This window comes from Streptomyces sp. N50 (genome assembly GCF_033335955.1).
Taxonomy (GTDB): domain Bacteria; phylum Actinomycetota; class Actinomycetes; order Streptomycetales; family Streptomycetaceae; genus Streptomyces.
In genome coordinates, this window is sequence record NZ_CP137549.1 from 10,029,643 (window position 1) to 10,042,999 (window position 13,357).

Consider the following 13,357-nt stretch of genomic DNA (forward strand, 5'->3'; position numbering starts at 1 on the left):
ACACGCCCACGTCTCCTGGGGGATCCCCGATGAACACGCCCGTGTCCCGTGAAGACCGCATAGCCGCGCTGCCGGCTCATCTGCGCGAGAGGCTCGCCAGGCGTCTGGCCGTGCGGGCCGGAACGGAGGCCGGCTCCGTCATCCCCCGGGCCCCGCGCGATCAGGCGCCGCCCATGTCCGCGGGCCAGCAACGTCTGTGGTTCCTGGCCGACTTCGAACCCGACAACGCCGACTACAACTCCGCGCTCGCGCTGCGCCTCACCGGTGCCCTCGACCCCGAGCAGCTGCGCGGCGCGTTGTCGGACCTGACGGCACGGCACGAGGCGCTGCGCACCACGTTCTCCACCCGCGACGGCCAGGGCGTTCAAGCGGTGCACGAGGAGGCCGCGCCCGAGTGGCGGTGGGCGGATGTGTCGGACACGGCCGCGGGCCGGCGCGAGGAGCGGGCTCATGCGCTGGTCCGGGAGGAGATGAGCAGGCCGTACGACCTCCGCGACGGCCCGCTCGTACGGGCACTGCTCGTCCGCCTCGCCGCCGAGGACCACGTCCTCGTCCTCGGCATGCACCACATCGTCACCGACGGCTGGTCGCTGGGCATCGCCGCCCGCGACCTCGGCGAGCTGTACGCGGCGCGAGTCGAGGGGCGGGACGCTCAACTGCCCGAGGTGCGTGTCCAGTACGCCGACTACGCCGCCTGGCAGCGAGGCCGGCTGGCTCCGGGCGGGCCGCTGGACGAGCAGGTCAGCTGGTGGAAGAACCAACTGAAGGGGCTGGAGCCGCTGGAGCTGCCCACGGACCGGCCGCGCCCCGCCGTCCGCACCTCCGCCGGCGCCGTTCACACCTTCGAGCTCCCCGAGCCCACCGTCGACGGCCTGAAATCCCTGGCCCGCGACCGGGGTGCCACCCTCTTCATGGCGCTCACCGCGACCGTCAAGGCCCTGCTCGCCCGGTACTCGGGCCAGGAGGACATCGCCGTCGGCACCTCCTCCGCCGGACGCGGTCTGCCCGAACTGGACGAACTCGTCGGCTTCCTCGTGAACACCGTCGTGCTGCGCACCAGGGTCGAGCGACAGGCCACCTTCGACGAACTGCTGGACCAGGTCAAGGAGACCGTCCTGGAGGCGTTCGCTCGGCAGGAGGCACCGTTCGACCGGATCGTCGAGGCGGTCCAGCCCGAGCGCGATACCAGCCGCACGCCCCTCGTCCAGGCCAGTGTGGTCCTCCAGAACACCCCCGTGGCCAACCTCGCCCTGCCCGGCGTCGACACCGAGCCGTACCCCCTGCAGCGCGACGCGTCCCTCCTCGACCTCACCTTCGACTTCGAGGAGCGCGACGGCAGGCTGTACGGCCTGGTCGAGTACAGCACCGACCTGTTCGACGCGGCGACGATCGCCCGCATGATCCGCCATCTCCGCGTCCTCGCCGACGGCGCGATCAGCGACCCGCGACAGACCGTGGCCACCCTCCCCATGCTCACCGACGACGAGTGGACGCAGGCCGTACACGGCTGGAACGCCACGGACTCCGCGCACTCCTCCGACACCCTCGTCCACGAACGGTTCGCCGCACAGGCGGCCCGTACACCCGACGCCGTCGCGGTCATCAGCGGCGACAGGACCCTCACCTACCGCGAACTGGACGAGTCCGCCAACCGCCTGGCCCAGGCCCTGCGCGCCCAGGGCGCCGGCGCGGACACCCGGGTCGGTCTGTGCACCGGACGCGGCGTCGACATGGCCGTGGGCCTGCTCGGCATCCTCAAGGCGGGCGCGGCCTACGTGTCCCTCGACCCGGCGTTCCCCGCCGACCGGCTGGCCTACATGAGGCAGGACGCCGGTGTCCGCCTGATCGTCACACACGCCCCTGCCCGCGACTGCCTCGCCGCCACGGATGCCGACCTCGTCGATCTGGACACGCTCGCCGAGTGGCCGTCCGACGCTCCGGACGTCACCGTCGCGCCGGATGACCTGGCCTACGTCATCTACACCTCGGGCTCCACCGGCAACCCCAAGGGCGTCGCCATCGAGCACGCCAACGTACGGCACATCTGCGAGGCCTGGGACGAGAGGTACGGACTGCGAGATCTGCGGCTGCGCTTCCTGTCCGTCTCCAGCCTCTCCGTCGACCTGTTCTTCGCGGACCTCATCCGTTCGATCCTCTTCGGCGGTGTCCTGGTCATCGCGCCCAAGGAGGTGGCCACCGAGCCGTCCGACCTCCTGGATCTCATCGAGGAGACCGGGGCCACCGGCATCGAGATCGTGCCGTCCCTGCTGAACGCCGTGCTCCAGGAGGTGGAGCGGCGCGGCGACGGCTTCCCGGGACTCCGGCTGATCTCCGTCGGCTCCGAAGGCTGGCGCGTGGAGGACTGCCGTGCGCTGCTCCGCCAGGTCCGCGAGGACGCCGTGGTCGTCAACGCGTACGGCGGCACCGAGGCCACCGTCGACTCCACCGTCTTCACCCCCACCGCGGACACCCTGCGCGAGAGCGTCTACGTTCCCATCGGCCGCCCCCTGCCCAACACCCGGGTGTACGTCCTTGATGCCGCCCTGCAGGTCGTCCCCATGGGCGTCCCCGGCGAGATCTGGATCGGTGGCGGCGGCGTGGGCCGTGGCTACCACGGCCGTCCTGACCTGACTGCCGAACGTTTCGTACGCAGCCCCTTCCACGACGGCGAGCGGCTCTACCGCACCGGTGACCGTGCTCGCCGTCTGCCCGGCGGAGACCTTGAGTTCCTCGGCCGCGCCGACGACCAGGTGAAGATCCGCGGATTCCGCATCGAACTCGGCGAGGTCGAGAGCGCCCTGCTGACGCACCCGGACGTCGAGGACGCCGTGGTCGTCGCCTGGCAGGAGGACAACGGCCGCCGACGCCTGGTCGCCTACGTCGTCACCGGAGCCGATCTGCCGACGTCCGACCTGCGTGGACACCTGTCGGGGACTCTGCCGGAGTACATGGTCCCGGCGGTGTTCGTCCGTCTGGACCGCCTTCCGCTCACACCCGGCGGCAAGGTCGACCGGCGGTCGCTTCCGGAGCCCGAGGTGGACACCAGCCGTCTGGCCGGCGCGTACGCGGCCCCGCGCACCGAGGCGGAGGAGATGCTGGCCCGGGTGTGGGCCGATGTCCTCGGTGTGGACCGGGTCGGTATCCATGACAACTTCTTCGAGTTGGGCGGCGACTCGATCCTCTCCATCCAGGTCGTCTCCCGCGCCCGTGACGCCGGACTGCGCCTGACCTCGAAGCTGCTGTTCCTTCATCAGACGGTCGCCGCGCTCGCGGAGGCCGCGGAGATCGCGGACACCCCGCTCGCGGTGGAAGAACCCGTCCAGGGCCGAGCCGGGTTGACGCCCATCCAGCGGTGGTTCTTCGCCGAGCACACCGTCAGCCCCGACCACTACGCGATGTCCGTGTACGTGGAGCTGGCGCCCGGCACGCAATTCGGCTTATTGGAACAGGCGTTGGCGGCGGTAGTGGAGCACCACGATGCGCTGCGGATGCGGTACACGCCGACATCCGAGGGGTGGGTGCAGGAGTACGGCGAGAGCCCCGCCGAGGGCTTGTTGGTGACCGCCGAGTCCGCAGACGCTGACACGGCGGCGCTTGCGGCACAGGAGTCGCTGGATCTGGCGGCGGGGCAGCTGGTGCGGGGGGTGTTCTTCGAAGAGGGAGCTCAATTGCCGCCGCGTCTTTTTCTCGCGGTGCACCACCTGGTGATGGACGGTGTCTCCTGGCGGATCGTGCTGGAGGACCTGGCCATCGCGTACGGGCAACTGGGCGCGGGCCGTGCCGTGGATCTCGGCCAGAAGACCAGCAGTTATCAGCGCTGGTCCGACCGTCTCACCGAACACGTCCGCTCCGGCGCCCTCGACGACGAGATTGCCTACTGGCAGAACGTCCGTCCTGGCCAAGCCCCGCGACTTCCGCAGGACAACGATGGTGAGAACCTCACCGCGCACGAGAAGACCGTCGAGGTCCGGCTGGACACCGAGGCGACGGAGGCGCTGCTGCACCGTGTTCCGGCCGTGTATCGCACTCGCATCAACGACCTCCTCGTCACCGCTCTGGTGCGCGTACTCGCCGACTGGACCGGGCAACAGCGCGTGGTCGTCGGCCTGGAGGGACACGGCCGCGAGGAACTGTTCGCCGACACCGACCTGTCCCGCACCATCGGCTGGTTCACCACCCACTTCCCGGTCGCCCTGACATTGCCGGCCGACCGGCGCTGGGACACACTCATCAAGAACGTCAAGGAACAGCTGCGTGCTGTTCCAGGCAACGGCCTCGGCTATGACGCTCTGCGCTTCCTGTCTCTTCCGGACGCTCCAGGCCAGGCCCTGCGGACCGACGGGCTGCCCGAGATCAGCTTCAACTACCTGGGCCAGTTCGACGGCACCACCCACGACGACGGCCTGATCCGCGACCGGCTGCCCGCCCTCGGCGACGACCACGCCCCCGACGAGGAACGCCCCTACCTCCTGGATGTCGTCGGCCTGGTCGAGGACGGCCGACTCGGCTTCACCTGGATCTACGCCGACACCGTCTTCGAGGCCACCACCATCACCCGCCTCGCGGAAGGGTTCGTCACCGCCTTGCGTGGGGTTGTGCGGCATTGCCTGCTGGGGTCGAGTGGGGGTGCGACGCCGTCGGACTTCCCGCTGGCCCGTCTCGATCAGGCTGGTGTCGACCGGGTGGTGGGGGATGGCCGGGATGTGGAGGACGTGTATCCGCTGACGCCGATGCAGAGCGGCATGCTGTTCCACAGCCTTGCCGAGCCGGACGCGGGTGCCTACTTCGAGCAGATGACGTTCGTCCTCGACGGAGTCACCGACCCGGTCCTCCTCGAACACGCCTGGCAGCACGTCACCGATCACCTGGAAATTCTGCGTGGCTCCCTCGCCTGGGACGGCGTCGAGCGCCCTCTGATGGTGATCCACCGGCATGTCGACACACCTGTCACGCACCTCGACTGGCGCGGCCTGCCAGAGCCCGAACAAGGCGCGGAACTCGACCGTTACCTTGCTGAGGACCGCGACCAAGGCCTGGACCTGTCCGTGGCTCCCCTCTTCCGACTCGCCCTGATCCGAGTCTCCGACACCAGCGTGCGCGTCGTCCGCACCTCGCACCATGTGCTGCTCGACGGCTGGAGCACCTTCCAGATGCTCGACGAACTCTCCTCCGCCTACCGCGCGTTGCTCGCGGGCGGGACGCCGGCACTGCCGGTGCGACGACCCTTCCGGTCGTACGTGGAATGGCTGGAGAGCCAGGACCTGGCCCAGGCGGAGACGTACTGGCGCGACCTGCTCACCGGATTCGTCACCCCGACCGCTCTCCCCTACGATCACCGCCCCGCCGCCAGCCACCGCGCCCAGGCCCGCTCCCGGCTGGTCAACCGGCTGTCCCCGGAGCTCTCGGCCGAGATCTACGCGTTCGCCCGTCGCCACCGGCTTACCGTGAACGCCGTCGTACAAGGCGCCTGGGCCCTGTTGCTGTCCCGGTACACCGGCGACGAGGACGTCGTGTTCGGCTCGACGGTCGCGGGCCGCCCCGCCGATCTGCCCGGCGCCGACGCGATCGTCGGCATGCTCATCAACACCCTGCCCGTCCGCGTCGGCGTCGACCCGGATGCCCCTGTCGCCCACTGGCTGACGGATGTGCAGCGGGCCCAGGTGGAAGCCAGGCAGTACGAGTTCGTTCCGCTGCCTCGCATTCACTCCTGGAGCGACGTCGAACGCGGCGTCAACCTCTTCGACAGCCTCGTCGTCTTCGAGAACTTTCCGATGGACGGCCGCACGGCGGCCGAACAGGGCCTACGGCTGCACGCCTTGGAGGGTGCCGACGACACCAACTACCCCCTCAACCTCGTCGCCTACGCCGGGGACGAACTCGCCTACGCCCTCATCTATGACACCGACTTCTTCGAGGGCGGGAGCGTGGAGCGGATCGGCCGGCATCTGGAGAGCCTGCTGGCCGGGATGACCGCCGACCCGCAACGACCTCTGGCCGAACTGTCATTGGTGTCGGACGCCGAGGAGGCGGGTCGGTTGGTTGGTGAGTGGTCGGGGTCGGCTGGGGTGGAGGTGCCGGCGGGGTGTGTGCATGAGTGGGTGGCTGGGCGGGCTGCGGAGTCGCCGGATGCGGTGGCTGTGTCATGCGGTGACGAGGTGCTGTCGTACGGGGAGTTGGAGGCGCGAGCGAATCGGCTGGCCCAGCACTTGGTGTCGTTGGGTGCGGGGCCGGGGCGGTTGGTCGCGTTGTCGGTCGAGCGTGGTGTGCAGATGGTGGTGGGTCTGCTCGGGATCCTGAAGTCGGGTGCTGCGTATGTGCCGTTGGATCCGGCGTATCCGGCGGACCGGCTGGTGTACATGCTTCAGGACTCGGGTGCCGGGCTTCTGGTCACTCACCATGGGTTGCAGAGGCAGTTTGCCGGTGCGGAGGTGACGGTCGTCGATCTGGACGGCGACTGGCCGGCGATCGCCGAGTTGGCCGCCACGGCTCCGGAGGTCGGGGTCACGGCGGACGATGTGGCGTATGTGATCTATACGTCGGGTTCGACGGGGCGTCCGAAGGGGGTGGCGGTCGAGCACCGGTCGGTGCTGAATCTGCTGGCGAACTGCCAGCCGCTGTACGGGTTCGGTGCCGAGGACGTGTGGACGGTGTTCCATTCGTACGCGTTCGACTTCTCGGTGTGGGAGTTGTGGGGCTGCCTGATGGCGGGCGGCCACGCGGTGGTGGTACCGCAGGATGTGGCCCGTAGCCCGGAGGCGATGTGGCACCTGCTCGCGGAGAAGCGGGTGACGGTGTTCAACCAGACCCCGTCGATGTTCCGAGAGCTCATCGAACACGCCCTGGCATCGGAGGCAGCTCCCCTTGAGGCGCTGCGGTATGTGATCTTCGGTGGTGAGGCGCTGGAGTCGAAGCACGTGTCCGGCTGGTTCGAGCGGTTCGGCGGCTCGGGCTCGGCACGACTGGTGAACATGTACGGCATCACCGAGACGACCGTGCACGTCACCTACCAGGAGATACGCGCCGAACATCTCCGAGGCGACGGCCGCATCCCGGCCGGGCGACCCCTTCCGAGCTACCGGGTGTTCCTCCTCGACGGTGCCGGGACACCGGTGCCGGTGGGCGTGCCAGGCGAGATCCATGTCGCCGGGCCCGGCCTGGCCCGTGGCTACCTGAATCGTGCCGGCTTGACCGCGGAGCGCTTCCCGCTGAACCCGTTCGGGGCGCCGGGGGAGCGGATGTACCGCTCCGGTGATGTGGCTCGCTGGCGGGCGGACGGCACTCTGGAGTACTTGGGCCGGGCGGACGACCAGGTGAAGATCCGGGGCTTCCGGATCGAGCTGGGCGAGATCGAGAGTGTGCTCGTCGGTCACCCCGTGTTGCGGGACGCCGTCGTGGTCGTACATCAGGGTGCGGACGGCCACCGCCGCCTGGTCGCGTATGCCGTGACCGGCGATGACCTGCCGACGGCCGAACTGCGTGCGCACCTGTCGTCGTCCCTCCCGGACTACATGGTCCCGGCGGTGTTTGTGCGCTTGGAGCGGCTGCCGTTGACTCCGAGCGGCAAGGTCGACCGCCGCTCCCTCCCCGAACCAGAGGTGGACACCACCCAACTGGCCGGCACCTACACGGCACCCGGAACCACAACAGAGGAAACCCTCGCCCGAATCTGGGCCGACGTCCTGGGCGTGGAACAAGTCGGCATCCACGACAACTTCTTCGAGCTGGGCGGCGACTCGATCCTCTCCATCCAGGTCGTCTCCCGCGCCCGCCAGGCACTGGGGATTCACCTTTCCCCCCGTCTGCTGTTCGACGCTCCTACGGTGGCCGGCCTCGCCGATCTTGCCGCATCGGAATCAGGGGAAACCTCTGCCATCCCGGTGGTACCGCGCGACGGCGAGCTGCAGATGTCGTACGGGCAGCAGCGGCTGCTGTTCCTGGAGGACTTCAACCAGGGCAGCAGCGAGTACCACTCGGCCGCCGGTATGCGCCTCACCGGCGCCCTGGACGTGGATGCCCTACGTGCCGCCGTGCGTGACCTGGTCACCCGGCACGAGGCGCTGCGGACAACCTTCGACGCGATCGGCGACCGTGGGGTGCAGAACGTGCACGCCTGGCTGGAGCCGGAATGGCGAACCGCCGACCTCACCAGCGCCCCCGACCCTGAGAAGCGGCTGCAATCGCTCGTACGGGACGACCTGGCACGGCCGTATGACCTCAGAACGGGACCGTTGGTGCGTGTACTGCTCGCCGAGGTCAGCGAGAACGAGCACGTGTGTGTCTTGGGGATGCACCACATCGTGACCGACGGCTGGTCCATGGGCATCGTGGCCCGTGAACTGGGCGAACTGTACGCGTTCCGAGTGGAGGGGCGACCCCCCAAGCTGCCCGAAGTCCCGCTCCAGTACCCGGACTTCGCGGCCTGGCAGCGCGCACGGCTGGCCGAGGGCGGGCTGCTGGAAGAACAGCTGGCGTGGTGGAAGGACCGGCTGGACGGCATTGCGCCACTGGAGCTGCCCACCGACCGCCCGCGTCCCGCGGTACGGACATCGGCGGGTGCGGTACTGGACTTCGAGGTGCCGGCCGAGGTCGTCGCGGCGCTGAAGGAGCTGGCGCGGGAGCGGGGTGCAACGCTGTTCATGGCGCTGACGGCCGCGGTCCAGGCGGTCTTCGCCCGGTACACCGGACAGGAGGACATCGCGGTCGGCACGGCGACCTCCGGCCGAGGGCAAGGCGCCATGGAACACCTCGTCGGGTTCCTGGTGAACACCCTGGTCCTGCGCTCCCGCATCGAGTCCCGAATGACCTTCGACGAGCTGCTGGGCCAGGTCAGAGAGACGGTCCTGGAGGCGTTCGCCCATGAGGACGTGCCGTTCGAGCGACTCGTGGAGGCGGTCCAACCGGAACGTGACACCAGCCGCACACCCCTCGTCCAGGCCATGGTCGTCCTCCAGAACACGCCAGGCGCCGTCCCCGACCTCGGCGGCCTGCACGTCGACCGCTACCCGCTCGACCGCGACACCGCCCTGTCCGACCTCACCCTTGAGTTCGAGGAACACGACGGCGGCCTTCGCGCCCTCGCCGAGTACAGCACCGACCTTTTCGACGCGCCCACCATCGCCCGGTTCGGTGAACACCTCACCGAACTCCTCACCGCCGCGGTGACCGACCCGCACCAGCCCTTGGCGGCTCTTCCCCTGATGTCCGCCGAGGAGGCGGGTCGGTTGGTTGGTGAGTGGTCGGGGTCGGCTGGGGTGGAGGTGCCGGCGGGGTGTGTGCATGAGTGGGTGGCTGGGCGGGCCGCGGAGTCGCCGGATGCGGTCGCCGTCTCGTGCGGTGATCAGTCACTGACGTATGGGGAGTTGGAGGCGCGAGCGAATCGGCTGGCTCAGTACTTGGTGTCGTTGGGTGCGGGGCCGGGGCGGTTGGTCGCGTTGTCGGTCGAGCGTGGTGTGCAGATGGTGGTGGGTCTGCTCGGGATCCTGAAGTCGGGTGCTGCGTATGTGCCGTTGGATCCGGCGTATCCGGCGGACCGGCTGGTGTACATGCTTCAGGACTCGGGTGCCGGGCTTCTGGTCACTCACCATGGGTTGCAGAGGCAGTTTGCCGGTGCGGAGGTGACGGTCGTCGATCTGGACGGCGACTGGCCGGCGATCGCCGAGTTGGCCGCCACGGCTCCGGAGGTCGGGGTCACGGCGGACGATGTGGCGTATGTGATCTATACGTCGGGTTCGACGGGGCGTCCGAAGGGGGTGGCGGTCGAGCACCGGTCGGTGCTGAACCTGTTGGCGAACTGCCAGCCTTTGTACGGGTTCGGGCCTGAGGATGTGTGGACGGTTTTCCACTCCTATGCGTTCGACTTCTCGGTGTGGGAGTTGTGGGGCTGTCTGATGGCGGGCGGCCGTGCGGTGGTGGTACCGCAGGATGTGGCCCGTAGCCCGGAGGCGATGTGGCAGTTGCTCGCCGAAGAGCGGGTGACGGTGTTCAACCAGACCCCGTCGATGTTCCGAGAGCTCATCGAGTATGCGGTCACGGTCGACGCTCGGGTGCTGCCGGACCTCCGGTATGTGATCTTCGGCGGTGAGGCGCTGGAGTCGAAGCACGTGTCCGGCTGGTTCGAGCGGTTCGGCGGCTCGGGCTCGGCACGACTGGTGAACATGTACGGCATCACCGAGACGACCGTGCACGTCACCTACCAGGAGATACGCGCCGAACATCTCCGAGGCGACGGCCGCATCCCGGCCGGGCGACCCCTTCCGAGCTACCGGGTGTTCCTCCTCGACGGTGCCGGGACACCGGTGCCGGTGGGCGTGCCAGGCGAGATCCATGTCGCCGGGCCCGGCCTGGCCCGTGGCTACCTGAATCGTGCCGGCTTGACCGCGGAGCGCTTCCCGCTGAACCCGTTCGGGGCGCCGGGGGAGCGGATGTACCGCTCCGGTGATGTGGCTCGCTGGCGGGCGGACGGCACTCTGGAGTACTTGGGCCGGGCGGACGACCAGGTGAAGATCCGGGGCTTCCGGATCGAGCTGGGCGAGATCGAGAGTGTGCTCGTCGGTCACCCCGTGTTGCGGGACGCCGTCGTGGTCGTACATCAGGGTGCGGACGGCCACCGCCGCCTGGTCGCGTATGCCGTGACCGGCGATGACCTGCCGACGGCGGAACTGCGCGAGTATCTGTCTGGATCCCTCCCGGACTACATGGTTCCGGCGGTGTTCGTGCGCTTGGAGCGGCTGCCCTTGACTCCGAGCGGCAAGGTCGACCGCCGCTCCCTCCCCGAACCAGAGGTGGACACCACCCAACTGGGCAGCACCTACACAGCGCCCCGAATGGAGACCGAGGAGACTCTCGCGCGCGTTTGGAGCGACGTATTGGGCGTGGAACAGGTCGGCATCCACGACAACTTCTTCGAGCTGGGCGGCGACTCGATCCTCTCCATCCAGGTCGTCTCCCGCGCCCGGGACGCCGGGCTGAGGGTGACCTCGAAGCTGATGTTCGTCCATCAGACGGTCGCGGCGCTGGCCGAGGCCGCGGAGGTGGCCGAAGCGCCGGCTCCGGCGCGGGAATCTCTGTGCGGGCGAGTGGAGTTGACGCCGATCCAGAGGTGGTTCTTCGCGGAGCACACTGTCGATCCTGACCACTACGCGATGTCGGTCCACGTGGAACTGGCTCCGGGCACCGAACCGGCCGTGCTGGAGCAGGCGCTGACGGCGGTGGTGGACCACCATGACGCACTGCGGATGCGGTACACCCGGACCGCTGAGGGCTGGGTTCAGGAGTACGGCGAACCGGCCGCCGCAGGCCTGTTGGCCATCGGCGACCACGCGAATGCGGACGCGGCGGCGCTCGACGCGCAGGAGTCGCTGGAGCTGGCGGCGGGACGTCTGGTACGGGGCGTGTTCTTCGACGGAGGTCCTCGCCCTCGTCTGTTCCTGGCCGTGCACCACCTCGTCATGGACGGCGTCTCCTGGCGCGTCGTCCTGGAAGACCTGGCCACCGCCTACGAGCAGCTCGCCGTCGGCCGACCCGTGAACCTGGGCCCGAAGACAACCAGTTACCAGCGCTGGTCGGACCGACTCACCGACCACGTCAAGTCCGGCGCCCTCGACGACGAGCTCCCGTATTGGAAGAACGTGGGCGGTCTGCGGCAGGTGCCGCGTGACGGGGACACAGAGGCACCGAACATCGCCGGTGATCTCTCCACGGTGTCGGCGCACCTGAACAGCGCCGACACCGACACCCTGCTGCAACAGGTGCCCGCGATGTACCGCACGCAGATCAACGATGTGCTGCTGGCCGCGCTGGGCCGGGTTCTGGCGCGGTGGGCGGGTGCCCCGCCGGCCGTGAACCTGGAAGGGCACGGGCGTGAGGAACTGTTCGACGACGTCGAACTGTCCCGTACCGTCGGCTGGTTCACCACCATCTACCCGGTACCGCTCGACGTCCCGGACGGCGACTGGGGTACGGCCCTCAAGGGCATGAAACGGCTCCTGCGCAAGGTGCCCGGGCGCGGCCTCGGGTACGGCGCCCTGCGCCACCTGTCGCCCGTCGGCGCTGAGGCCCTGGCCGGTCAGGCCCAGCCCGAGGTCAGTTTCAACTACCTCGGCCAGTGGGTCGGCTCGGCTCGGAGCGACGGGCTGATCCGGGAACGGCTGGACGGCCTGGGCCGGGACCAGGCTCCGGGGCAGCGGCGCTCCCACCTGATCGACATCGTGGCGGCGGTGAGCGAGGGCCGGTTGCAGGTCGACTGGCTCCACTCCACCGCACATCACTCCACCGACACCATCGAGCGGCTGGCGCGGGAGTTCGTGACCGCGCTGCGGGAGATCGTCGAGCACGCACGCTCCGGTCGCTGACCCCTCGTACGAAAGGAAACCCATCCCCATGTCCGACTATGTCCTCAGCGAGGACGAGAAGCACGCGACCGGGCGGATCGCCGACGCTTTCCTGGCTCGGCACCAGGTGTGGGAGCCGTTCCAGCACACGGAGCGGATCCAGGCCGAGGCCGAGAAACTCCCCTTGGGGCTGCGGCAGTTCCTGGTCGCCTCCCGGGCGGCCGAGGCCGCGGTCATCAGTGTGTCCAACCTGCCCGTGGACGAGAACCTCGTGGCCACGCCGGCGAGTTGGCACATCGCCGAGAAGGAAGGCGCGGCGATCCGTGAGGAACTCGTTCTGTTACTGGTCGCCTCTCTCCTGGGCGACCCGTTCGCCTGGTCCAACCAGCAGAACGGCCGCCTCGTCCACGATGTCTGCCCCTCCAGGGGGCAGGAGACCTCGCTGACCAGCGCCAGTAGTCAGGCCCAGCTGACCCTGCACACGGAGGACGTCTTCCACGCCTGCCGAGGCGACTACGTGGCGCTGATGTGTCTGCGCAACCCGGACGGTGTCGGCACGACCGTGGCCCGTGTGGACGCCGTCGACCTCGACGACTCGGTGCGGGACGTGCTGCACCAGGACCGGTTCCGCTTCTTCCCGGACGACTCGCACGAGTACGGCACCATCGAGGGCGTTGCCGGCGGCCTGGATGAGCGCCCGCACGAGCGGGGTGCCGTGCTGTTCGGGCCCGCCGAGTTCCCCTACCTGCGCATGGACGCCGACTTCACCAGCCCGCTGCCCGGCGACACCGACGCCGAGCGGGCCATGGCCGAGTGCGCGGAGCGGCTCAACGCGAGCGCCGAACGCGTGGTGCTTCGTCCCGGCATGGTCGCCTTCCTCGACAACTACCGGGTGGTGCACGGCCGGGACGTGTTCACCCCCCGCTACGACGGCACGGACCGCTGGCTCAAGCGCACCAGCGTCGTCCGTGACCTGCGCCGCACCTATGTGCACAGCCGGAAGCGGTCGCGGGTCCTTGCCTGAACCA

2 protein-coding genes are annotated in these 13,357 nt (G+C 69.1%); both read left to right on the forward strand.

Annotated elements, in window-relative coordinates:
- Positions 1–29 precede the first annotated feature (29 nt).
- Complete coding sequence (locus R2B38_RS44520; RefSeq protein WP_318021525.1) at positions 30–12,350, forward strand: non-ribosomal peptide synthetase; 12,321 nt, start codon at positions 30–32, stop codon at positions 12,348–12,350.
- A gap of 28 nt (positions 12,351–12,378) precedes the next feature.
- Positions 12,379–13,353 carry a TauD/TfdA family dioxygenase gene (locus tag R2B38_RS44525; RefSeq protein WP_318021526.1) on the forward strand — a complete coding sequence of 325 codons (975 nt, stop codon included), beginning with the start codon at positions 12,379–12,381 and terminating at the stop codon, positions 13,351–13,353.
- Positions 13,354–13,357: the final 4 nt, after the last annotated feature.

Bases quoted from the DNA above. Each gene is read 5' to 3' on its own strand.
- R2B38_RS44520 (WP_318021525.1), top strand. From the start codon at position 30: ATGAACACGCCCGTGTCCCGTGAAGACCGCATAGCCGCGCTGCCGGCT.
- R2B38_RS44525 (WP_318021526.1), top strand. From the start codon at position 12,379: ATGTCCGACTATGTCCTCAGCGAGGACGAGAAGCACGCGACCGGGCGG.